Source organism: Neobacillus terrisolis, assembly GCF_051233475.1.
Classification (GTDB): Bacteria; Bacillota; Bacilli; order Bacillales; family Cytobacillaceae; genus Bacillus_BU.
On the sequence record NZ_JBKFGH010000026.1, the window covers coordinates 25,804 to 50,003 of the forward strand.

Annotated in this window: 24 protein-coding genes; 21 read left to right on the top strand and 3 right to left on the bottom strand. The window is 39.0% G+C overall.

Features of this window, described 5'->3' with window-relative positions; translation table 11 throughout:
- The first annotated feature begins 9 nt into the window (after nucleotides 1-9).
- The 5 genes from cysI to ssuE all read left to right on the top strand — a co-directional run bounded on the left by cysI (nucleotide 10) and on the right by ssuE (nucleotide 5,229).
- The gene (cysI, locus tag ACI48O_RS15955) at nucleotides 10-1,725 is read left to right on the top strand and encodes an assimilatory sulfite reductase (NADPH) hemoprotein subunit (RefSeq protein ID WP_435562831.1); all 1,716 of its coding nucleotides are present in this window, start codon (nucleotides 10-12) and stop codon (nucleotides 1,723-1,725) included.
- A 561-nt stretch (nucleotides 1,726-2,286) separates the two neighbouring features.
- Nucleotides 2,287-2,742, top strand: coding sequence for a flavodoxin (locus ACI48O_RS15960; protein ID WP_435562832.1), 456 nt, complete (start codon nucleotides 2,287-2,289; stop codon nucleotides 2,740-2,742).
- Between the two features lie 304 nt (nucleotides 2,743-3,046).
- Entirely contained in the window at nucleotides 3,047-4,126 is a 1,080-nt protein-coding gene (sfnG, locus tag ACI48O_RS15965) for a dimethylsulfone monooxygenase SfnG (protein ID WP_435562833.1), read from the top strand.
- 104 nt (nucleotides 4,127-4,230) lie between these two features.
- On the top strand, nucleotides 4,231-4,572 hold the full coding sequence (locus ACI48O_RS15970; protein WP_435562834.1) for a hypothetical protein: 342 nt from the start codon (nucleotides 4,231-4,233) through the stop codon (nucleotides 4,570-4,572).
- Between the two features lie 111 nt (nucleotides 4,573-4,683).
- Nucleotides 4,684-5,229, top strand: a complete 546-nt coding sequence (gene ssuE / locus ACI48O_RS15975) for an NADPH-dependent FMN reductase (RefSeq protein ID WP_435562835.1) — start codon at nucleotides 4,684-4,686, stop codon at nucleotides 5,227-5,229.
- 74 nt (nucleotides 5,230-5,303) lie between these two features.
- On the opposite strand, the gene rpoN is transcribed toward ssuE, so the two are convergent.
- Both rpoN and ACI48O_RS15985 read right to left on the bottom strand, forming a co-directional pair.
- Nucleotides 5,304-6,611 (bottom strand): RNA polymerase factor sigma-54, encoded by a 1,308-nt coding sequence (gene rpoN, locus ACI48O_RS15980; RefSeq protein WP_435562836.1) that lies wholly within the window; start codon nucleotides 6,609-6,611, stop codon nucleotides 5,304-5,306.
- A 166-nt stretch (nucleotides 6,612-6,777) separates the two neighbouring features.
- Nucleotides 6,778-8,169: a sigma-54 interaction domain-containing protein gene (locus tag ACI48O_RS15985; RefSeq protein ID WP_435562837.1), complete on the bottom strand. Its 1,392-nt coding sequence runs from the start codon at nucleotides 8,167-8,169 to the stop codon at nucleotides 6,778-6,780.
- An 899-nt stretch (nucleotides 8,170-9,068) separates the two neighbouring features.
- Between ACI48O_RS15985 and ACI48O_RS15990 the strand changes: the two genes are divergently transcribed.
- The 15 genes from ACI48O_RS15990 (at nucleotide 9,069) to ACI48O_RS16060 (ending at nucleotide 22,118) form a co-directional block, all read left to right on the top strand.
- Nucleotides 9,069-10,397 (top strand): aminotransferase family protein, encoded by a 1,329-nt coding sequence (locus ACI48O_RS15990; RefSeq protein WP_435562838.1) that lies wholly within the window; start codon nucleotides 9,069-9,071, stop codon nucleotides 10,395-10,397.
- Nucleotides 10,398-10,435: 38 nt separating this feature from the next.
- Nucleotides 10,436-11,569 (top strand): alanine dehydrogenase, encoded by a 1,134-nt coding sequence (ald, locus tag ACI48O_RS15995; RefSeq protein ID WP_435562839.1) that lies wholly within the window; start codon nucleotides 10,436-10,438, stop codon nucleotides 11,567-11,569.
- A 96-nt stretch (nucleotides 11,570-11,665) separates the two neighbouring features.
- A complete protein-coding gene (locus ACI48O_RS16000; protein WP_435562840.1) occupies nucleotides 11,666-12,865 on the top strand; it encodes an MFS transporter in 1,200 nt (399 codons plus the stop codon).
- A 164-nt stretch (nucleotides 12,866-13,029) separates the two neighbouring features.
- The gene (locus ACI48O_RS16005; RefSeq protein WP_435562841.1) at nucleotides 13,030-13,878 is read left to right on the top strand and encodes a substrate-binding periplasmic protein; all 849 of its coding nucleotides are present in this window, start codon (nucleotides 13,030-13,032) and stop codon (nucleotides 13,876-13,878) included.
- Nucleotides 13,879-13,921: 43 nt separating this feature from the next.
- Entirely contained in the window at nucleotides 13,922-14,629 is a 708-nt protein-coding gene (locus tag ACI48O_RS16010) for an amino acid ABC transporter permease (RefSeq protein ID WP_435562842.1), read from the top strand.
- A 4-nt stretch (nucleotides 14,630-14,633) separates the two neighbouring features.
- Entirely contained in the window at nucleotides 14,634-15,470 is an 837-nt protein-coding gene (locus ACI48O_RS16015) for an amino acid ABC transporter ATP-binding protein (RefSeq protein ID WP_435562946.1), read from the top strand.
- A 102-nt stretch (nucleotides 15,471-15,572) separates the two neighbouring features.
- A complete protein-coding gene (locus tag ACI48O_RS16020; RefSeq protein ID WP_435562947.1) occupies nucleotides 15,573-16,985 on the top strand; it encodes an NAD-dependent succinate-semialdehyde dehydrogenase in 1,413 nt (470 codons plus the stop codon).
- A 203-nt stretch (nucleotides 16,986-17,188) separates the two neighbouring features.
- Entirely contained in the window at nucleotides 17,189-17,569 is a 381-nt protein-coding gene (locus ACI48O_RS16025) for a GntR family transcriptional regulator (protein ID WP_435562843.1), read from the top strand.
- Nucleotides 17,569-18,480, top strand: coding sequence for an ATP-binding cassette domain-containing protein (locus ACI48O_RS16030; protein WP_435562844.1), 912 nt, complete (start codon nucleotides 17,569-17,571; stop codon nucleotides 18,478-18,480). The genes ACI48O_RS16025 and ACI48O_RS16030 overlap by 1 nt, the downstream gene beginning before the upstream one ends.
- On the top strand, nucleotides 18,452-19,201 hold the full coding sequence (locus tag ACI48O_RS16035; protein ID WP_435562845.1) for a hypothetical protein: 750 nt from the start codon (nucleotides 18,452-18,454) through the stop codon (nucleotides 19,199-19,201). The genes ACI48O_RS16030 and ACI48O_RS16035 overlap by 29 nt, the downstream gene beginning before the upstream one ends.
- Nucleotides 19,198-19,899: a hypothetical protein gene (locus ACI48O_RS16040; protein WP_435562846.1), complete on the top strand. Its 702-nt coding sequence runs from the start codon at nucleotides 19,198-19,200 to the stop codon at nucleotides 19,897-19,899. The genes ACI48O_RS16035 and ACI48O_RS16040 overlap by 4 nt, the downstream gene beginning before the upstream one ends.
- Before the next feature lie 159 nt (nucleotides 19,900-20,058).
- Nucleotides 20,059-20,226 carry a hypothetical protein gene (locus ACI48O_RS16045; protein WP_435562847.1) on the top strand — a complete coding sequence of 56 codons (168 nt, stop codon included), beginning with the start codon at nucleotides 20,059-20,061 and terminating at the stop codon, nucleotides 20,224-20,226.
- 12 nt (nucleotides 20,227-20,238) lie between these two features.
- Nucleotides 20,239-20,397: a hypothetical protein gene (locus ACI48O_RS16050; RefSeq protein WP_435562848.1), complete on the top strand. Its 159-nt coding sequence runs from the start codon at nucleotides 20,239-20,241 to the stop codon at nucleotides 20,395-20,397.
- Nucleotides 20,398-20,588: 191 nt separating this feature from the next.
- On the top strand, nucleotides 20,589-21,254 hold the full coding sequence (locus ACI48O_RS16055; RefSeq protein ID WP_435562849.1) for a GyrI-like domain-containing protein: 666 nt from the start codon (nucleotides 20,589-20,591) through the stop codon (nucleotides 21,252-21,254).
- Nucleotides 21,255-21,401: 147 nt separating this feature from the next.
- Entirely contained in the window at nucleotides 21,402-22,118 is a 717-nt protein-coding gene (locus ACI48O_RS16060) for an SIMPL domain-containing protein (RefSeq protein ID WP_435562850.1), read from the top strand.
- Between the two features lie 78 nt (nucleotides 22,119-22,196).
- Here the strand turns inward: ACI48O_RS16060 and ACI48O_RS16065 are convergent, their stop codons facing one another.
- A complete protein-coding gene (locus ACI48O_RS16065) occupies nucleotides 22,197-23,645 on the bottom strand; it encodes an MFS transporter (RefSeq protein ID WP_435562948.1) in 1,449 nt (482 codons plus the stop codon).
- A 129-nt stretch (nucleotides 23,646-23,774) separates the two neighbouring features.
- Here ACI48O_RS16065 and ACI48O_RS16070 point away from each other — a divergent pair, with 129 nt between their 5' ends.
- The gene (locus ACI48O_RS16070; RefSeq protein WP_435562851.1) at nucleotides 23,775-24,188 is read left to right on the top strand and encodes a MarR family winged helix-turn-helix transcriptional regulator; all 414 of its coding nucleotides are present in this window, start codon (nucleotides 23,775-23,777) and stop codon (nucleotides 24,186-24,188) included.
- Nucleotides 24,189-24,200: the final 12 nt, after the last annotated feature.

Sequence of the window (24,200 nt, forward strand, 5' to 3'; positions counted from 1 at the left end):
TATTCCAACATGGTGAATAAAATTTTAACAGCCCCAGACGGGCCGCCGAGCGATGTCGAAGGGATTAAAGAGCGAAGCAATTATTTACGCGGTACACTAAAGGAAGTCATGCTGGACCGGCTTACCGCAGGAATTCCCGAAGATGACAACCGCCTGATGAAACATCACGGCAGCTATCTGCAGGATGATCGTGATCTTCGAAATGAACGGCAAAAGCAAAAGCTTGAGCCCGCATATCAATTCATGCTGCGTGTTCGTTTGCCAGGGGGAGTGGCATCAGCAAATCAATGGCTGGTTATGGATGAACTCGCTGATAAGTATGGCAATGGCACATTGAAGCTGACGACACGTGAAACATTTCAAATGCATGGAATCTTAAAATGGAATATGAAAAATACGATTCAAGAAATCCATGGGGCACTGATGGATACGATTGCAGCGTGCGGGGATGTAAACCGGAACGTAATGTGTACCTCCAATCCGTATCAGTCTGAACTCCATGCAGAAGTTTATGAATGGGCGAAAAAATTAAGTGATGATTTACTGCCAAGAACAAGAGCCTATCACGAAATTTGGCTGGATGAGGAGAAAGTGGCCGGAACACCGGATGTGAAAGAAGAACCAATGTACGGCCCGCTTTACTTGCCACGGAAGTTTAAAATTGGCATTGCCGTTCCTCCTTCCAACGATATTGATGTCTTTTCCCAGGATCTTGGCTTTATTGCCGTTGTTGAGGATGACAAACTGGTGGGCTTTAATGTGTTAATTGGCGGAGGCATGGGTATGTCACACGGTGACAAAGCGACTTATCCGCAGCTTGGGAAAGTAATCGGCTTTTGTAAACCGAACCAGTTATATGATGTCGCAGAAAAAGTCATCACCATTCAGCGCGATTACGGGAATCGTTCTGTCCGGAAAAATGCTCGCTTTAAGTATACCGTCGATCGGCTGGGGCTTGAAAATGTTAAATATGAATTGGAAAATCGCCTTGGCTGGAGCTTTGCTGAAGCCAAGCCGTTTCACTTCGACCACAATGGAGATCGCTATGGCTGGGTAAAGGGTGTCGGTGGAAAATGGCATTTTACCTTGTTTATCCAAGGCGGTCGTGTAGCAGATTTTGATGATTATAAGTTAAAATCAGGATTGCATGAAATTGCGAAAATCCATACAGGTGATTTCAGATTGACGTCCAATCAAAACGTTATCATTGCTAATGTATCAAGCCAAAAAAAGAAAAAGATCAATGAGTTGATTGAACAATTCGGTTTAACGGATGGTAAGCATTATTCTGCGCTTCGACGCAGCTCGATTGCGTGTGTGGCGCTCCCAACATGTGGTTTAGCAATGGCAGAAGCAGAGCGATATTTACCAACTTTAATTGATAAAATCGAAGGAATTGTCGATGAAAACGGTCTGCGCGACAAAGAGATTACGATTCGGATGACTGGTTGTCCTAACGGTTGTGCCCGCCATGCACTAGGTGAAATCGGTTTTATTGGAAAAGCACCAGGCAAATACAATATGTATCTTGGTGCAGCTCATGACGGAAGCCGCCTTAGCAAAATGTACCTCGAAAACATCGGTGAGAAAGAGATTTTAAGCGAGCTTGGCACGATTCTTCCGCGCTATGCGAAGGAACGAAACGAAGGCGAGCACTTCGGAGACTTTGTCATTCGTGCCGGGATTATCAAAGCTACAACAGATGGTACGAATTTTCATGAATAATTGTTAAAGAGGCAGTTTGTTGTTAAAAGGTTCCATTTGCGATTTCCAAATATTAAAAAATGACGAACAAATTGTATGTAAATTTGTTCGTCATTTTTTATTGTTATTTTTAAAATAAGTGCTCTAATTTGTATTTTTTGGTGCGCACGATTTGTTAGGGGACAATCACTGGGGTTGGTGAATCCCTGCCCATTATCAGTGTCGTTCATGTTTGGCGGACACCAATGCCGTTATTTCATGTAAAAACGGCGTTTATTATAGGTTAAAGGACACCAGAGCCGTTATTCGTTAGTTAGCGGGTATAATTCAGTGGTTTTTATGAAAATAAGGTCTCCTGTGTCAGCTAAATCAAAAAAAAGGGTAATTTTATCAAAGTAAGGTCCTCTGTGTCCGCATGGCTTTAACCCACGCGATCGTAAAAGAGATTTGCTGCATATTGTGATGTCCATAACGCCAAAACTAACTTTCTTTTAAAAATATTGCGTTTTCCTATTGATAATGATTATCATTATCGCTAAAATAATAATGAAATCGAAAAGGCAACTAGAAGGAGAGAACGAAATGGCAAATGTAATTTTAGTTTTTGCGAGTATGACAGGGAATACAGAGGAAATGGCCCAGCTAATTGGAAAAGGTGTTGAAGAAACTGGAGTCAACCTTACAATCCGGGAGTTACCAGCTGCAGAACCAAAGGAATTAGAAGATTTTGATGGGATTATCCTCGGTTCTTATACATATGGAGACGGTGAGCTAGCAGATGAGTTTTTAGATTATTACGAAGAAATGGATGGTTTGAATCTAAATGGGAAGATTGCTGCAGTGTTTGGGTCAGGTGACACGGCTTACGATCAGTTTTGTGTGGCGGTTAACATCCTTTCTGATAAATTGACTGAACTTGGTGCTACCATTATTCAGGACGGATTAAAGATCGAATTAGCTCCGGACGATGAAGAAATATGTGTTTCATTCGGACGGGAATTTGGAGAAAAATTGAAGGAAGTATTGGCACTTAAATAATCATTTGGACGGGAATTCTACCTAATTTTCATACCCGATAAATGCACGGCCTACGGCTCATGAATGAAAAAAAGGCCGGAAGAATTCGTGTAGAAGTAGGCCCCCCGAACGGTTTTCAAAAAAATTAATATTTTTATAAAACCAACTTGACTTATAGGAATAATGTAAATATACTATAATCAATAGCAATATATTACTTAATATCCAAAATTGCCCACTGGTTCACCGGAGGCTCATGTCAATCCTTAACAAAGGATTGATGTGGGCCTCTTTTTTATTAACTATTATTAAGGAGGAAAAAGGCATGGGATTACAATTTGCCTATTGGGCACCGAATGTTAGCGGAGGTTTGGTTATTTCGAACCTTTCTCAAAAAACTGGCTGGTCATACGAGGATAATAAAAGGTATGCCCAAATTGCCGAAGAGATTGGATTTGATTATGTTTTATTACAAACTCGTTTTTTGGCAAGCTACGGGGCAGAAAATCAGTTAGAAGCCGCCGCACTAGCTTCAGCGCTTGCTGCCTCAACCAAAAAAATCAATATCATTACTGCGGTTCTTCCCGGCTTTTGGCATCCTGGGGTGATGGCAAAAATTATTTCAACGATCGATCACATTAGCAATGGTCGTGCCTCTATTAATATCGTAAGTGGTTGGTTTAAAGGTGAGTTTAACGGTTACGGGGAACCGTGGCTTGATCACGACGAGCGCTATCGACGCTCGGAAGAATTTATCGAAGTTCTTCGCAGCCTATGGACCAAAGATTCAACTACCTATCGCGGTAATTTTTATCGATTAAATGATGCGCCGTTAAAGCCAAAACCAATAAATCCTCCAAAAATCTTTCAGGGCGGAACGTCAAAGGCGGCAAAAGAAATGGCCGGGCGTGTATCCGACGTGTATTTCACGAACGGTGGCACCCTTGAAGAGTTAAAAGCACAAATTGACGAAGTCAAAGCGTTAAGAAAAGCAAATGGGAAAGATGAAATTCAATTTGGAGTAAATGGTTTTGTTATCGTTCGGGATACAGAAGAAGAGGCAAAACTAGTATTGCGCGATATTGTGGAGAATGCAAATGTCGAAGCAGTAGAAGGTTTTAGAGATTCAGTTAAAGCTGCCGGAGCATCTTCACCTGAAGGAAAAGGAATGTGGTCTGAATCAACGTTTGAAGATCTTGTTCAATATAATGATGGATTCAAGACAGGTTTAATTGGAACGGCCGAACAAGTTGCGGACCAGATCATTGAATTGAAAAAAATTGGAATTGACATTGTTTTGACAGGATTTCTTCACTATGAGGAAGAGCTCCGGGCATTCGGAGAAAAAGTTCTGCCGCTTGTTAGACAAAAAGAAGCAAAGCTGATAAAAACTTTACAAGCATAGGCTTTTCCTTTTGTAGTTAATTTTAATTAATTCAGAAGAGAGGCGCTATAAAGTGATGTCCTGGTGCCTCGTTAATTTTACAAACAGTGAGGGGTGAAAAATTTATGGTCGATATCAAGTTAAGCACAAAAGATTTAATTGAGCGAAAAATGGGTGGAGTTGTAAAAAATCCTGAATATCTAGACTTACCTGATTTGTATTTTTTCCTATGGTGCCAAAAGAAATATAAGCTGAACAAAGGCATTTATAATACGATCGATAAATGGTTTTATGATCAAGGGGTCGTTCCGATTATTCTCCGCCGGAGATCCATTCTAGCTTTCTTGGAATTTGTTAAAAAGGAAGACCATGAATCGAATCACCATGATATTATTCGATTCGGAAGTGGCGGTCTTTCAATAAAATTAAAGCATTTTTTAGAGAGTAACCATCCTTACACTGCATGATCCAATTAGACTATAAAAATCCGCAATTGGAAATAGGGTTCTTAATGACCAAAACCGGAAATTACACCCTATTCATAAACAATATTACGGAAGAGGAAAGGTGTATATACAATGTCAAATATCGTTATTATTTCAGGTAGTCCATCTCAACCATCAAGATCATCAGCCATTTCCACATTTTTAGAAAACAAAACTTTAGAGGAAGGGCTAAAGGTTAGCAAAATATCTGTTCGCGATTTACCCGCTGAAGATTTGTTATTTGCTAACTTCAATAGTCCAGTGATTAAAGAAAAACTTACATTAATTCAGCAAGCCAATGCAGTCATTATTGTAAGTCCTGTTTATAAGGCAAGCTTTCCAGGAGCATTAAAAGCATTCTTAGACTTAATTCCAGAAAAGGGCTTTGAAAATAAAGCGGTTCTGCCTGTTGTTACAGGTGGGACCATTGCACATCTTCTATCATTAGAATATGCTTTCAAGCCAGTATTCTCGGTACTGGGCAGTCAGGAAATACTAAACGGCGTGTATTTCCAGGATAATCAAATTAGCTACAAGGAAGACCAGCTTTCATTCATTGATCACGAGATTAAGCAAAGGTTAGAAAATTCCTTAAAAGGACTTTTGGAGCGGTTTCAAACAAAGCAATTAATTAATTAATTAATTAATTAGTATTTCTCTTGGCAGGTAATTTGAAGAGACAGGAAATTTCACCTGTCTCTAATTTTAATACATTAATATCTCTTTCTCTTAGTAGACCCCTGAATCCCCATTTCCTCGCGATATTTTGCTACCGTTCGGCGTGAAATGAGAATACCGTGTCTCTCTAAAAGTTGAACTAATTTTTGATCAGAAAATGGTTTCTGTTTATTTTCTCGATCAATCAAAGCTTTTATTTTTGCCTTCACTGAAGTAGATGAATCAGTCTCAAGACTGTTTGCACGGTTGATTCCTGATGTAAACAAGCTTTTTAGCTTAAAGAGACCGTGTGGTGTTTGAATATATTTGTTGCTTGTTGCACGGCTGATTGTTGATTCATGATAGCCCAGTTGTTCAGAAATGTCCTTCAGCGTCATGGGTTTTAGTCCGCTTAGGCCTTTTTGAAGAAATTCCTTTTGCCTTTCGACAATAGCTTGAGTTACTTTGTAAAGTGTTCGTTTTCTTTCGGTAATTCCGGTCAATAAAATCATTGCTTCATGATATTTTTCTTTTAAAAAATCATTGGCGCTCTCCATATTTTGATCAAGTTGATAGGAATAATTGATCGAAACTTTTGGCATCAACGTATCATTTACGGTGATTACATACTCATTTTGATTGGACGCAATGATGACATCAGGAGCAATATATTGTGTCATTTCATGGTGGTATTCACTGCAAGGGCGTGGATTAAGGGTCTTGATAAAATCTTCTGCTTCCTGTATTTCTGGTAAACTTACGTTGAGTGTCTTGGCGAGTTTTCGATAATTTTTTGAAGCGAGATCAGCTAAATGTTTTTCAACAATGAGAAAAGCAAGCGAAGGATAATCTGTGCTGGCTCGCATTTGGATCAGCAGGCAGTCCGCTAAGTTTCTTGCTCCAACCCCAATTGGTTCAAATGATTGTAAAATAGTAATTACCTGCTCTATTTCCGTTAAGGGGATGGAAAAAATGCGGGCGGCTATCGCGGGCTCAATTTCTAAAAAGCCATGATGATTTAAATTGCCAATCAAGAATTTTAATATTTTAATCTGCAAAGGTGTAGTGTTTTGTAAGGTCATCACCTGTTCCATTAGGTGCTTTTCGAGTGATGTCTTTGTATCTGAACAATGAATAATGGGGTTGTAATCAGAACTTACTGCTGATTTTTTGGAGGAGTTGAATTCCTCTTCATACCTCGTTTGTTCTTTTATCTCCAAAACAGGATTGTCAACCGATTGTTGTTGGAGATAATCTACGAGTTCAAGTGAAGAATATTGTAAAATATTAACTGATTGCCGCAATTCAGGGTTAAGCTTTAGATTCAATGTTTGTTTTTGATTTAATTCAACATTTAAATGCATAATGTTCACCTGATTCAATTTTTTGTCGAAATATTTGAATAATATTAATGTCTTAATCTTAAACTTAATTGATTACCGTTCAAGTGTCGTGTTAGAAAATCTGACAGTGAATTGTGATAAATAAAAAAACCTGCTTTGTTTAGCAGGTTTTACGTTTCTAGTCCTTTTAAAATTGCTCTTTATATTTTTTAAGTTTACGGATAACCGATGGCTGGCTTATTCCAAGCATTTTGGCCATGTCGTATGTGGATTTGCACTGTTTGTAAGCTTTTTGGAACATATGCCTTTCTACTTTTTCTAAAACTGTTTTAAGATCTTGATCCTCTCCGATTGTTTGGTCAATCCCTATTGAAGCATCTTTTCCTTCGGATTGCCGTTGCCCAAGAATCGAAGAGGGAAGGGAGTTTGGGAAAACGACCATTTCCTCAGTTGTTAATATCAACCGTTCAATAATATTTTCCAATTCACGAACATTTCCGGGCCATCCATATTGAATGAGAATATCGTACGTTGAGGGATGCAGTTTTTTTCTAGTTGCATATTTCCTATTAATCTCCTCGAGATAATGATTGATTAAGAAGGCGATATCTTCCTTTCGCTCCCGTAACGGAGGAATATGAAGCGGAATAACATTTAACCGATAATACAAATCGAGCCGGAAAGTCCCTTGCTGAACCATTTCCTCTAAATTTTGATTTGTTGCCGTTACTAATCGGAAATCGATATGGCGCTCCTTATTTCCACCTAGTCTCATAAACTTCTTTTCTTGCAATACTTTTAATAATTTTACTTGCACGGCTAATGGTAACTCCCCAATTTCGTCCAAGAATAACGTTCCGTTATGTGCTTGTTCAATCAGCCCCTGTTTCCCTTGTTTTTGCGCTCCCGTAAACGAACCGGTCTCATAGCCAAACATTTCCGATTCAAACAGACTTTCCGGGATTGTACTGCAGTTTACTTCAATAAAGGGCTCTTTATGGCGAGTGCTTTGATTATGAAGCTGACGGGCAAACATGCTTTTTCCGACGCCTGATTCTCCTAAAAGCAAAACGGTTGCGTCCGTTTTGGCCACGCGCTGAATTGTTTTGACGATTTGTTCCATTTCTTTATTTCGATAAAGAATGCCTTCCTTCCCGCGCAGCTCCTCAACCTCAGCTTGATATCCTTTTAGTTTTCTTTCGAGCTGCTCATACTGGTCTTGCAGATTACTAATCTCTGTTTGATCTTGAGAATAGCTGATAACAAATATTAACTTTCCGTCATCATCAAATAACGGATAACCAATCGTCATGATGACTCTCCCCGTCCGCGTATTCTGCATAACCTGCATTTTTTTCTTTTCCTTAAGGACCATTACGGTAATGGAAGGAGATAAAACTCCCTCGTCTTGTAACTGATAAACAGTTTTTCCTTTGTATTGTTCTGGCGTAATACCGTAAATAGACCAATGATTCGGGTTTGAATACAAAATATACCCCTTGTCATCTGCAATGGTGATGTTGTTGTTGGACGTTTCGATAATTAAATCCAAAAGCTTTCTTTCGATCGATTTCTTCATAAAAATCTCTCTCTTTCTATAATACGAGTCTATTAATAGCTCCGAATTTGAGATATGAACTGGGTGGTTCTATTGGCATAATCAAAACTAGAAAATGGAAAGTGGGTTAGTAGAGCGGTTTTACTGCCCTGAAACCATTCAAGAAACCGAAAAAGTGGTAGTAAAAGGTATTTTACTGCCCTAAACCTGTTCAAGAAACCGAAAAGAGGTCAGTAAAGCATCTCCACAGAAAAACCACTTGAACCCAAGAAAGTGGCCAAAAGAAAGGGTCTTACTGGCCAAAACTGGTACCAAAACCCGAAAAAGTGGCCAATAGAGAAGATCTTACTGGCCAAAACCGGTACCAGAACCCGAAAAAGTGGCCAATAGAGAGGTCTCACTGGCCAAAACCGGTACCAAAACCCGAAAAAGTGGCCAATAGAGAGGTCTCACTGGCCAAAACCAGTACCAGAACCCGAGAAAGTGGCCAATAGAGAAGGTCTTATTGGCCAAAATCGATACCAGAACCCGAAAAAGTGGCCAATAGAGAGGTCTCACTGGCCAAAACCAGTACCAGAACCCGAAAAAGTGGCCAATAGAGCTGCCCCCACAGACCAAAGTCCAATCAAGAAACCGAAAACGTAATCAATATCAGCCCGTGAGCATATGAGAGGAGCACGGCCAATAGCCATCTAACCCAACCCAAAACCTACCAAACACACTCTGTTGATTCAAATATAAATCATTAAAGGGTTTACAATCAAGAAATGAATCACAAATCGCTAAAAATGATTCAAAAATGAATCAACCACCAAAAAAATAACCCATAAAACCCTTATTTTTAAACAAATTCAATTTTGGCATGAACTTTGCTACTAAGTTAGTAAAATCAAAATTTTATAGAGAGAGGTAGTGTTTACATGTTAAAAGAAATAACAGCGGCAGAAGAATTAGTTGAATTAGATAAAAAGCACTTCGTTCATCCAACTACATCACTGGTCGATCAGCAACAGAAGGGACCCAGCTTTATTTTTACAGAAGGAAAGGGAATTTATTTAACCGACGTGTCAGGAAAAAAAGTCATCGACGGAATGTCCTCATTGTGGAATGTTAACATCGGCCACGGAAATCAGGAACTGGCCCAAGTCGCTTATGACCAAATGTCAAAGCTTGCATTCAGCTCATGCTTTACAACTTTTAGCAATGAGCCGGCGATTCGCTTAGCAACTAAGCTTGCTTCAATCGCACCAGGAGATTTAAACGCTGTTTTCTTTACTTCCGGTGGGTCTGAATCGAATGATACGGCATTTAAATTAGCCCGCCATTATTGGATTTTGAAAGGGCAGCCGAACCGCCAGAAAATTATCTCCCGTACAAAGTCATATCACGGTGTTGCCATGGGAGCAACGAGTGCAACAGGCTTAAAGCCATTTCGGGATTTCACCAACTCGTTAGCGCCTGACTTCTATTATGTTGATGGATCATCGATTGAAGAACTTCACAAAGTGATTGAGCAAGAAGGACCAGAAACGATCGCAGCGTTTATCACGGAGCCCGTACAAGGGGCCGGGGGAGTCAACCTCCCTCCAGAGGGTTATCTGCAAGAGGTAAGAAAGATATGTGACGAATACGGAATCTTAATGATCGCCGATGAAGTCATTACAGGATTTGGGAGAACAGGGACATTCTTTGGGGTTGAGCATTATGGAATTACACCTGATTTAATGTGCTTCGCTAAAGGAGTCACCAGTGGATATGCGCAACTTGGTGGAGTACTCCTATCAGAAAAGGTTCATAAGGATTTAATCAAACTATCCAATGGAACACTGCTTCATGGGTATACGTACAGCGGCCATCCAACCGCCTGCAGTGTTGCCTTAAAAAATATTGAAATTATTGAAAGAGATAATCTTGTTGAGAATTCAAGACTAATGGGGCAGGAGCTCTTGAAAGGATTCAAATATCTTCAGGAAAAACACCAAATTGTTGGTGATGTAAGGGCACTAGGCCTGATGGGTGGAATCCAAATTGTTAAAGATAAACAGACTGGTGAAAGCTTTGAAACACATGTTTCACCGAAGATTGTTACCGAAGCAGCCAAACGAGGCTTAATTATTCGTACGGTGACCTTTGATCAAGACACGCTCGTCTTCTCTCCACCGCTCATTATAAATAAACAAGAGATTGATCAATTGATCCAAATATTAGATGATGCCATTTCAGCAGTTGAACAAGAGCTATTAGGCTAAATTTTTTTCTACTAAAACTAACAAAAGGAGTGGATACCATGATAATTGGAATTCCAAAAGAAATTAAAAACAATGAAAATCGTGTTGGCATTACACCAGCAGGAGTAACAGATTTTGTGAAAAACGGGCATGAAATATGGATTGAAGCGGGAGCAGGTATTGGCAGCGGCTTTGCTGATCACGATTATATCGAGGCGGGAGCCGTGATCGTAACTTCTGCTGAGGATGTTTGGTCAGCGGATATGGTCATGAAAGTAAAAGAACCTCTACCATCTGAATATGGCTACTTCCGTGAAGGCATGATTCTATTTACCTATCTTCACCTTGCGCCTGAACCTGAATTAACAAAAGCATTAATCGATAATAAGGTAATCGCGATTGCCTACGAAACGATCCAGCTCGATAATGGGGCACTTCCATTATTAACGCCGATGAGTGAAGTAGCTGGCAGAATGTCAGTCCAAATCGGGGCACAGTATCTTGAAAAGCATAAGGGTGGGAAAGGGATCCTGTTGGGTGGTGTTCCAGGTGTGAAACCTGCTGAAGTAACGATTGTCGGGGGTGGGATAGTTGGAACAAATGCGGCAAAAATGGCATTAGGCTTAGGCGCAAATGTAACAATACTAGATACAAACGTAGATCGACTTCGGCAATTGGATGATCTGTTCCAAGGAAAATTAAACACGCTGATGTCCAATAGCTTTAATATTGCAGCCGCTGTTAAGAACGCTGATTTATTAATCGGTGCGGTACTCATTCCAGGGGCGCGGGCACCGAGAATTGTAACCGAAGCAATGATCCAAGCCATGCAGCCTGGCTCAGTTGTCGTTGATGTTGCGATCGACCAAGGAGGCTCCATCGAAACGATTGATCATATTACCACCCATAGCAACCCAACCTATGAAAAATTCGGAGTCATCCATTATGCTGTAGCAAACATCCCTGGTGCGGTTGCTCGTACTTCAACGATTGCATTAACCAATGTGACAGTGCCTTATGGCGTACAGATTGCAAACAAAGGCTATAAAGCAGCAGCTTTAGAAAATAAGGCCATAGCTAAAGGAATCAATGTTATCAAAGGGAATGTGACTTATCAATCCGTAGCGGAAGCCCATGGATATCCATACATTTCAATTGAAAACCTTTTAACTAAGCCGATGTTGAATGTTTAATTCATTCCGGTATAAGCATGCAATATGCTTGCTTATACCGGTTATATCCAAAAGTAAGCCGTAAATTTATTATTTTTAACCAAAGGAGAAAGGAAGATGGATAAACCGCGATTATGGACGAAGGATTTCTTAATTAATTCTTTAACAAATTTCTTTATCTATTTAACCTATTATTTATTAATGCTGATCATGACGATTTATGCTACCGATCAATTCGATGCGTCCCCCAGTGAGGCGGGACTGGCTTCAGGTATTTTCATTCTTGGTGCACTTATCGGTCGACTTTTTGCCGGAAGATCAATCGAGCATGTTGGTATGAAAAGGATGCTCTATTTCGGTTTAATATTTTTCTTTATTACGACTCTTTTCTATTTTATCGTTAATAGTTTATTCTTCCTTTTCGTTGTTCGCTTTTTACATGGGGCAGGGTTTGGAGTGGCAGCCACTGCAACGGGAACGATTATTTCAAGAATTATTCCGGATGAGCGGCGCGGGGAAGGTACGGGATATTATGCGATGAGTACGACACTCGCTTCAGCGATTGGTCCATTTTTAGGAATGTACTTGGCTCAAATAGCTAATTTCCACTCTATTTTTATCGTGTGCACCGTGATTTTATCGATATGCTTCCTTTCTTCCTTCTTTTTAAAAGTACCGAAAATGGAGCTTTCAAAAGAACAGGTTAAGCAATTGAAAGGCATCAAGTTCTCCAGCTTTTTCGAATGGAATGCACTTCCCATTGCCTTCATTAGCGTCTTTATGGGCTTAAGCTACTCCGTTGTTCTAAGCTTTCTAACCTCCTATACAATGGAAATCGGTCTAGTTGAGGCCGGCAGCTTTTTCTTTATTGTATATGCCTTATTCATTTTAATTTCAAGACCGTTCACAGGTGTATGGTTTGATAAAAAAGGAGAGAATTTCGTGATGTATCCATCCTTCCTATTGTTCTCAATCGGACTGGCGATTCTTAGCCAGGCACAACACGGTTTTTTTCTCTTAATTTCTGCAGCCTTTGTCGGAATTGGTTTTGGAACATTTCTGTCAAGTGCACAGGCTATCTCGGTAAAAGTATCGCCACGTCACCGGATGGGACTGGCTACGTCCACATTCTTTGTTTTTATCGATGGCGGGATTGGGATAGGCCCATTTTTATTAGGGTTTTTCATTCCTATCGTAGGTTTTAGAGGTGTATATGTCATAGCAGCAATCGTAGTGTTAGCGTGTATTTTCTTATATTTTTACCTTCATGGCAGAAAAGCAGGGCAAAAAAAGCCCTTTACCCAGTTAACCTATTAATCTTATAAAAATACCATGTAAGAAAATCTGACATGTGGTTAGTATATTCAAAAAATACATGTTAACCTCAAAAAAGAGAAGGAAAGGAAGTAGGGTAGTAGGGGACATTATGAAAAAGAAAATCTATCAACTTAAAAATAAAAAATAATAATGGGGGCATACAAATGAAAAAATTAATTACATTGATCCTGATGGTTACCTTGATCCCAGCGATACTAGCAGGTTGTGGAAGCAGCAGTAAAACGAATTCTACTAGCGCAGCCGAGGAAAAAAAAGATACGTTGGAAAAAGCGAAGGAAAAAGGAGTACTAGTAGTTGGTTCTTCGAATGATGCTCCTTTTGCTTACATAGACAAAGATACAAAGGAATTCGCTGGAATTGATGCTGAAATTATCAAAGAAGTGGCTAAGCGTTTAGGAATTCAGAAGGTAGAAATGAAAGAGGTTAAGTTTGAGAATCTATTACTTGAGTTAAACAATGGAAACATAGACTTGGTTGCTGACGGAATGTATCGAAAACCAGAACGAGAGAAAATCGCCCTTTTCACCGACATTTGGTACAAGCAGGGGGAGGCATTGGTCGTTCCTATGGATTCTACAATTAAGGGAATTGAAGATTTGAAGGATAAAGTAGTTGGAGCACAAAAGGGAGTTTCTTTTCTAGAATTGGCTCAAAGCTTACAAAAGGAAGGCAAAATTGGCCGAGTTGATATTTTTGGTTCATCAGCAGACTTGCTCCTCGCAACAAATACAGGGAAGATCGACGCAACCTTAACGGATGGTGTTGTGGCAGCTTACAGTATTAAAAAGGACCCATCGTTGAATTTAAAAATGGTTTCGCCATATGAAGCTCAAGCATCCGGGAAAATTGCTGCATCAGCACGTAAGGAAGACAAGGCTTTAGTTGAAGCGATTAACAAAGAATTAGCAGCATTAAAGGAAGAAGGATTTATTTTAGAAGTTTTAAAGAAATATGGATTAAATGAGGATTTTTACGTACCAGGTAAAGAATAGAAAAATCAGGGTGTTGGAGAAATTTTGAAAAGAGGTGTTTCCGATGAACATTATCGAGAATTTAGATTTCAATACAGCTTTATCTGATTTATTGCCAATCCTGCTAGAGGGAATGTGGATTGCCTTAAAAGCAACCATCAGTGGATTTGCGTTGGCAATTGTAATAGGGGTAGTCATTGCGCTTGGGCGTCTGTCAAAATCAAAACTATTAAATGGTGTATTGGTCACAATATTAGAGATTATTCGTGGAACCCCTTTGCTTGTTCAACTAGTGTATATGTATTATGTGGTCCCGCTTCTTATCACATTACTCTTGCAAGTTTGGATTCCGGATTATAAATTTACAATCAGTCCATTTATGGCAGGTATGTTAGGCTTAGGGATTAACTACGGCTCTTACTTATCCGAAGTCATTCGCTCGTCGATTTTGGCAGTCGATAAAGGTCAAAATGAAGCCGCCTTAGCCTTAGGCTATACGAAACGTCAGTCAATGTGGTCCATCATCATGCCGCAAGCGACCAGATCTTCCATTCCTATTCTAGGAAATTATCTGGTCATGATGATTAAAGATACATCATTGTTAGCTTTCATTACCGTCAATGAGTTGTTATTACGAACACAATCCTACGCATCACAAACATTTTTAACAATCGAGTCCTATACTTTACTAGCAGTGGCCTATTTATTAATCAGCCTACCTATGGCCCAAATTATACGTTTATTGGAACGGAGGTTATTAAAACATGCATGAGGTGATGATCGAAGTTACAGAATTGCATAAATCATTTGGATCTAATGAGATATTAAAAGGAGTCAATTTTAAAGTGAAGCGAGGGGAAAAGGTTGTTATTATTGGTCCTTCTGGTTCTGGGAAATCGACTTTATTGAGATGTCTGAATTTTCTAGAAACACCATCTTCAGGCTTTGTGAAAGTGGAAGGCGAGTACTTTGTAGAGCCTTCTAAAAAATATAATGAAAAACACGTAGCAAAATTGAGGACTGAGATTGGCATGGTCTTTCAAAGATTTAATCTTTTCCCAACAATGACTGCAATCGAAAATGTCATGGCCGCACAAATGAAAATTCGAAAAAAATCGAAAGAAGAGGCAAGAAAAACGGCCGAAAAGTATTTAAGAAAAGTTGGTTTAATTGATCGCATGAATCATTATCCAAGTCAACTTTCAGGGGGACAACAGCAGCGGGTTGCCATTGCCAGAGCGCTAGCAATGGAACCAAACGTCATGCTATTTGACGAAGCAACCTCTGCCCTTGATCCCGAACTGGTTGGGGAAGTATTAAATGTTATGAAGGAGCTTGCTGATGAAGGGATGACAATGGTCATCGTGACTCATGAAATGAAATTTGCCGAAGAGGTCGGTGACAGGGTTATTTTTATGGATAAAGGCGTCATTGTTGAAGAAGGACATCCGAAGAGGTTGTTCCACTTTCCTAAGCATGAACGGACGAGAGCCTTTATTAATAAGGTAGAACATCCTGAAGCGATGACGGGAACCTATTCAAATGATGAATTGCCAGTTAGTATGGGGAAACGAAAGGAATTAGGAAGAATTCCTGCAACTTCTAATCTTTAATAATAGTTTAAACAATGAATCGAGGAAACGATCTAGTTGGTTTCCTCGATTCTATAATTTTACAGAATAGGAGAAAAGAAAATGACAATAAACCAATCATATATGAGTAGAGAATCAGTTGAATCAGATGTTTTGTCCGGAATTTCTGTAGTCAACCCAGCAACGGGGGAAGTTATTGCTTCTGTGCGAAATGGTGGAGCGTCAGAAGCAAAACAGGCAGTGGATGCAGCTTACGAGGCCCTTTCCAATTGGTCGAAAATGACAGCAGCAGAGCGGAGCGAACACTTAATGCAGTGGTACAAGCTTATTGATGAAGAAAAGGAAGTAATTGGTGAAATCATGACACGCGAGCAAGGAAAGCCCTTGAAGGAAGCGATTGGTGAAGTCGTTTATTCCAATAGTTTTGTATCTTGGTATGCAGAAGAAGGGAAAAGAATTTATGGGGAAACCATCCCAGCTTCCCATGAACATAAACGGATTATTGTGTTGAAACAACCGGTTGGCGTTGTGGCTGCAATCACACCATGGAATTTCCCTGCGGCGATGATAACCCGGAAAGCAGCGCCAGCCTTAGCGGCAGGCTGTACCGTAGTGGTTAAACCAGCAGAACAGACCCCTTTAACAGCCTTGAAGCTAGCAGAACTTGCCGAAAAGGCAGGCATTCCAAAGGGAGTGTTTACGGTCATCACGGGTGATCCGAAGGAAATTGGCGAAGTGTGGCTTAAAGATGACCGTGTAAGAAAAATTACCTTCACAGGATCTACTGAGGTTGGGAAAATCTTAATGCGGGGTGCTGCAGATACCGTGAAAAAAGTGTCCCTTGAATTAGGCGGGCATGCCCCGTTCATTGTTTTTGACGATGCAGATTTAGATAAAGCAGTTCAGGGAGCGATCGCCTCTAAATTTAGAAATGCGGGACAAACCTGCGTTTGTGCTAATCGAATTTATGTTCAGGAATCCATTGTAGATGCTTTTGCAGAGAAATATGTAACAGAAGTGAGAGAACTAAAAATTGGTGATGGCTTGGCGGAAGGGACCACGATTGGCCCCCTAATTGATGAACTTGCCCTAAACAAGGTTGAAAATCAAATTATTGATGCGGTAGAAAAAGGTGGAAAAATCAAAACGGGTGGGGACAGACTTTCGATAAATGGAGGATATTTCTTTGAGCCGACTGTGTTGATAAATGCTACGGATGATATGCTCTGTATGAACGAAGAGACATTTGGCCCGTTGGCACCAATCGCTACTTTTAAAACAGCAGAAGAAGTAGTTGCGAGGGCAAATAACACGCCGTTTGGGCTTGCTGCCTACGTGTTTACCCAAAATTTAAGCCGGGCAATTCAAGTGAGTGAACAATTGGAATATGGAATTGTGGGCTTAAACGACGGTCTTCCTTCAGTGGCGCAAGCTCCGTTTGGAGGCTTTAAGCAAAGTGGACTTGGCCGTGAAGGTGGACATCATGGGATTGAGGAATTCTTGGAAACGAAGCTTATTTCCATTTCACTTAAGTAACATTTGGTGTTTACTTGAATTGACAATGATCATTAAAAAAGAAGCAATCTTATAAAAAACGCTGGAGCTATATTAACAAGCTCTAGCGTTTTTTTGTTGGATAATCGAATGGAAATCATTTCAAAAATTATTGTGTATATTAACAATATAGTATATACTACATTACAACACTAATGCACTATATCAGGGAGGAGGAAAAAGGATTGCTTCCAATTTTTGATGGCACGAAGCCGATTTATTTACAGATTTCAGAGTGGCTAGAAACAGAAATTTTGAATGGCAATTTTAAAAGTGATCAAAAAATATACTCCCAGTATCAGCTTGCAGATATGTTTAATATCAATCCGGCCACTGCTGCAAAAGGTCTAAATATTTTGGCGGAAGAACAGATTTTATATAAAAAGCGGGGACTTGGGATGTTCGTTTCCTCTTCAGCAAAAGCAATGATTCTTAACAAACGAAAAAATCAAACACTAAAACGTTTAGTATTAGAAATTGTAATAGAAGCGGAACGGTTAAATGTGAGTAAAGAAGAATTAATTGAAATGATAAAAACAACAGAAAAAGGGGAGGCGGCAGAGTAATGGCTGTGGTTGAATGCAATGGACTGACAAAGGTTTTCTTAAATAGTAAAGCTTTAAATGGCATCTCCTTTAAACTGGAAGAAAATAAAATTACCGGACTCATCGGCAGGAATGGTGCGGGGAAAACAACTCTGTTAAAAATTATTTCAGGTTATTTTGAGGAAACATCAGGTGAAATCAATGTTTTTTCGGAAAAGCCGTTTAACAATCTAACTGTTTCTGCAAACCTGATCTTTATCCATGATGAGATGAATCTTCCTGCATCCTTATCCTTAAAGGAGATTTTGGATGTTGCAGGAAGCTTTTATGAAAATTGGGACGTGGAATTAGCCGACCGACTGTTTCATCATTTCTCTTTTAACACCAAAGAGACTTACACCTCGTTATCAAAGGGAATGAAATGTACGTTTCTTGCCATTATAGGTTTAGCGGCACACTGTCCGTTAACGATATTTGATGAACCAACATCAGGAATGGATGCGGGAATTAGAAAGGATTTTTATCGCGCTTTGCTAAAGGATTACTTAGCTCATCCTCGGAACATCATAATCTCCACCCATCACTTGAACGAAATGGAGGATTTGTTGGAAGATATTTTACTGATTAAAGATGGAAAAGAATTGCTTCATCTGCCGGCAGCGGATTTAAAAGAATGGGCAATTGGTTTTCAAGGTAAAGATACGGTTGTTAAGAAATGGGCCGATGACAGAGAAGTCTTATATTCGAAAAGTGTTGGCTTAGACAGTACATATGTCGTAGTAAAAAACGATTTTTCTCAGGCTGAATTGGACCAGGTTTTTGTCGATGGGGTTTTGGTAACACCTGTTTCTTTAAACGATCTATGTATCTATTTAACTGGTAATCCGAACGGGGGAATCGATTATGTCTTTAACCAATCCAAGTCTTGTTGATGTGGTAAAAAAACAATATTTTTATAAACTAAAGGCCTACACACCAGTTTTCTTCAATCTCGTATTTATACAGGTACTAGCGATTTTGTTCTCATTTAATGGGGTTGGGATGTCAGGGGCGAGTAGTGACAATATTGAGATGTCGGTCCATTATTATTCAGGAGACATAGTGGTTATTTTTACGTTCATTTGGGCGTTTGTGACAGCATTTAACGTAACGACAAAAGTGAACAGAGATATTGATTTTTCTTTTGTTACGAATAGATTGAGCAGCAATCTTTCAAATGCGTTATTCTTGATAACGGTAGGGTTTTTAGGAGCGATTCTTGCCATCTTATCAACCAATCTATTAGTTATAATTTTTTATTATTTTTCTGATCAACAATTTTTAAATAGTCATACCGTCATGTCTAATCCAAAAGAATTCCTTATTGGGATTACTTCAACAAGCTTTTACGTTTTCCTATTTTGTGCGCTTGGATATTTCGCAGGAACCCTCGTCCAAATTCATAAAGTATTTGCTTTCATCCTGCCTGCAAGTTTTTTCGGGATGTTAATTCTTGACGAAGGATTAGGTGAAGCAAAAATAGTATCATTTGTTTTTGAATTTTTCTTTAAGGAGTCATCATTAATCATGTTCATCACTAAGGTAATCGTCATGGTGTGTCTCCTGTTTGCCAGTGCGTTTGCATTTTCGAATAGAATGGAGGTAAAACAATGATTGGATTCATACCTTTTCTATTTATCCTATTCATCCTAATTGCTATCTCATTTTTTATAGCAAAGATCTTTAATAATAGAAAAATTCTAATTAATAACCGAGTTCAGTGGATATTTGCAGGATATGTTGTCATCTTATTGATCAGCGCTGGAATAGTTACTTTACTTCCTGTAAATAAAATGACCTACGAAAAAATAGATAATAGTGAAGACCTTTCGAAGGAAAATGAAGAATTATACTATGCAGCAGTAGAAGGAAGAATTAACGAGGTTAATCCTGCATTAATAAATAAACAATGGACCTTCAATTATTCAGAAAAAACTCTTCATATAGAAGTAGAAAAAGAAGGAGAATTTTATAACCAGATAGTTGTTGAAAAGAAGGAAACCAATGATCAAAAAATAGAGGCAGTTTTTTTAAAATCCAGATCAGTAGTAAATGATTGGGATGTTACAAAGTTGATAAATCCAATAAGGGTCAGATTAACTGGAGACACACTTAAAATTATCAATCCTGAGTTTGTCAAAATTGAATTCTCACAGCTAGGAAGTGTCTTTGCGATCAACCAATTTACCGGAACAGGTTGGACAAATAATAATTCTAGTTTTATTGATGGACAGAGCATTTTGTATTTGAAAATACCGAAAGACCTGGAACTTATCGAAAAAAAATACGTAAACCTCCAATTTGTAAATTAAAAATGGTTCATGTTTGGAAGGGTGAAAACTGTGAGTTTTCATCCTTTTTCGTATCTGATCCCAACAATCATTCTTTTTTGAGAAGGAATATTTAACGAACATAAAAAAGCTGTTAAGTGAAAAACTATGTTTTGTAAATATGGGATGTGGAGGTAGACCATGGATCAAAAAGAATTATTAAACCAATTACTTCGAGAGTATGGTTATCCCCAAGAGGTGATCAACCGCTTTATGGAGGATACAGAGACAGATGGCTTAACCTTCGAAGAAGCAAAAAAAAGAATTATGCCATACAAGGATATTACTGCGGACCGTAGCCAGTATTGATTGGAGGTAAAAATGAAAAAAATCAAACGCGAAAAAACCAACCCTCAAGAACAGAATCAAGAAAATGGACATTTTGGAGTGGAGGCTGAACTTAGTCTTCAGTCTGTTAATTTTGCAACAACTGAAAATCCATATTTGAATGAACATTTTCAAGAAGAACCGGATAACTAAAATAATAAAAAGGCGCTATCCAGACTATGGGTGGCGCTTGTTTATTTACTTATGAACATTTTTTTGAAATAAATTAGAAAACACAAATAAACCGTTGATTTTTGTCCACCAAATTTACATTTAACTTACTGTAAAATAGAATTACATGGAATAAACTCCTAGATTCAACAATATTTTAAGGGGTGTTTATTATGGAAACTGAAAAGGTGGATTTTAAAAAAGAGTATAAGGATCTATACCTGCCACCTAAAAAGCCTGTATTAATTGATGTTCCGGAAATGAAATTTATCATGGTCGATGGCAAAGGGAATCCAAATGACGAAAATGGAGAATATCAACAGGCCGTTGAACTGCTTTATGCTTTCTCCTATACAATCAAAATGAGCAAGAAAAGCGGGAATCAACCAGCGGGCTATTTTGATTATGTAGTCCCTCCGCTTGAAGGATTATGGTGGATGTCCGATAATAAAAAGCCTGAATTTATCAACAAAGATTTGTTTTGCTGGACGTCGATGATTCGTCAGCCTGACTTTGTCACTGAAGAAGTTTTTCAATGGGCTTGTGATGAGGTGAGAAGGAAAAAGCCTGGACTTGATCCATCAAAGGCCTATTTGGATACCTTTACAGAAGGAATGTGCGTGCAAATTTTGCATGTTGGCCATTACGATGAAGAACCTGCAACAATAGAGAAAATAGACGTTTTCACGGAAGCGAATCATTTGAAGAATGCAATTTCTACGGTGAATCGTGAAGGGAAAACTCGCCAACATCACGAAATTTATTTATCTGATCCACGAAGAACAAAGCCTGAAAAATTAAAGACAGTTATAAGAATACCTGTTGAAAAAACGAACTAGAAACCCACTCAAAAGCCTCTAACTGATTGCGAAGAGGTTTTTTGTGTTTTCAATAATAATACCAGAGCTAATCAAATTGAGGATACAAACTTCATTTCCTTCATACATTTAAGTATTCATACTTTGAATCTGGGAAGGTGAGTTCTAATGCAATATGGGATGAATCCTGTCGGAATGCAGGGTTACAAAAATATTTCACATCCGCATCAAACGGATCGAAACAATAATGGTTATTCGATGACAGTAGAGGGCAAAGGGCAGATTACGGTGAGACCTGACCAGGCAAAGCTTTCGATCGGTGTTGTAACTGAAAATCAACAACTTCTCCAGGCTCAACAAGAAAATTCCGTCATTTCAACTCGAGTAATTGAAGCTTTAAAACAGTTAGGAATTGATCCAGCATCTATTAAAACGATTATCTACAACATCCAGCCCCAATATGATTATATAGAAGGGAAACAAATTTTAAGGGGCTACCAAGTAGAACATCAGTTAGAGGTTACTGTTAAAGACATCGCAAAAGTTGGTTTAATCCTCGATACAGCCTTTAAAAATGGAGCAAATCGGGCCGGAAACATTCAGTTTATCGTAGCAACACCGGAGGTTTATTATCGTGAAGCACTAAAAAAAGCGCTGAATGATGCAAGAGAAAAAGCAGAAGTAATGGCTCAAACGATCGGAGCTGCATTAAAAAGAATACCTATAAAGATAATCGAAAAGAACGTTCAGCCACCCGAAGTATACCCAATGTTTTCTTATAAGCTCACTGCAGAAGCTGCAGCAGTAACTCCACCGATCCAAAAGGGCGAATATACGATTGATGCTTATGTAACAGTTGTTTATGAATATCGGGAGAGAAATTGATTTTTTTTACAGAAAATAAAACAAGCAGTCTCATTCAGGAAGACTGCTTGTTTTATTTGTATGAAATTACCATCAACTCTATTTTACTGCCACCTGTCGCGCTTTTACTAATCTCCATCCCGTTAATATGGCTGAAACAAGACAAATAACTGCGGAACCAATAAACACAACATGCATGCCCTCTATAAAAAGATCAGGACGGTCAGCAACTAATCCGGTTACACGATAGCCAGCTTTTTGACTCATAACGGTGAATAGGGTGGTCGTTGCTACAGAGATACCAACCACCATACCTAAATTTCGAATTAATGAATTCACACTTCCTGCAATGCCTAAATGTGGCTTTGGAACGGTCGACATAATTAAAGAATTATTTGGTGACTGAAACAGCCCGTTTCCAATTCCTATTAACGCAACAAGGAACCCTACACTGAAAATCGAGCTTTTACTGTCGAGCCAAGCAAAACCAATTTGGGTGATAACCATGACAAGTAAGCCTGCAAATGTCAAAAGCTCTGAGCCGATTTTATCTGACAAAGCCCCACTAAACGGTGCGACAATCGCCATTGTAATCGGAAATAGCATTAATAAGAAGCCCGCGCTAAGCGGAGATAAATTCAGGATGTTTTGCGTGTAAAATGGACCAATAATATTGAAGCAGAATGTCGCGACAAAAACGAGAAATCCGCAAACAATGCTAAGTGAAAACAGCGTGTTTTTAAAAATAGATAATTGCAGCATCGGCTCAGATTTATGCAATTCCACTCCTAAGAACAGGGCGAAAGTAATCAATGCAAGGCCAAAGGCCAACAAAATCCAGCTGTTTTGATAACCAAGCTGCTGTCCAAGCAATAGACCAGAAAAAAGAGAAATGACAAAGATGGAGAACAAGACACTGCCTGATACATCCAACTTAACTTTTAGAAAACTAAGATCTTTCGGCAGCATTTTCCAACCAATTGCAATCGCAATGACACCAATCGGAATATTAACCCAAAATATTGATTGCCAGCCGAAAACAGATAAAAGTACTCCACCAAGGCTTGGACCGGCAATGCTCCCAAGTGAGACGAAGGTTCCAGTAAGCCCCATCGCCTTTCCGCGTTCGCGTGGCGGGAAAATATCAGTGACAATCCCCGGGCTGTTTGCCATTGTCATCGATGCTCCAATGGCCTGGATGGCCCTGAAAAGGATCAACAGAGGTAAGTTAATACTAAATCCACATAGGAACGAGCCGATCAAAAACACGACAGAACCTATTTTAAAAATCTTAATTTTTCCATACATGTCTCCTAATTTTCCGAAGAAAAGGATAAACGTACATATCGTGATTAAGTAACTCGTCACTACCCATTGGGTTTGTGAGACCGGTAGACTTAAATTATTCGAGATTACGGGTAGAGCGATATTGACTATACTAGCATCCAAAGTAGACATAAAAATAAACAAATTTAAAATGATTAATATCGTCCAGCGTTTGCTTTGGACATAGGAATCGTCCTGATAGGTTTTAACTTGAGCATTCATCATAAAGCACCCCATTTTTTAAAAACAATAGTTGCGTCTGCAACTAATTCGAGTCTATCTTATTTTAGTTGCGTACGCAACTAATTTTAAGGTACAATTTTATAAAAGAGGTTTACTAGGAGTTGCACTATGCAAAAACAACCGATTGGGAAGCTTATTTCCGTTATTAACCGTCAAAGTCAAAAATACTTAACGAGAGAATTGAAAAAATACAATATTGGCAGCGGTGGCCAACATAGTTTTTTAATAGAAATTATCATGCAGCCTGGAAAGAACCAGGATCAGCTAACTTCTGAATTGCGTTTTGATAAAGCAACTACTGCCAGGACGGTAAAGCAATTGGAGCTCGCTGGTTTTATTGAACGGCAGATAGATGAAAATGATCGCCGTTCTTATCGTTTATATCCAACACAAAAGGGAATTGATTTTCTCCCAACCCTTCGCAAAATATTAAAAGCTGCCAACACAAGATTAACGAATAAATTAACGATGGATGAAGAAGATCAATTGATTTGTTTACTCAAAAAATTGGTTGAAGACTAATGCGCAGGCGGT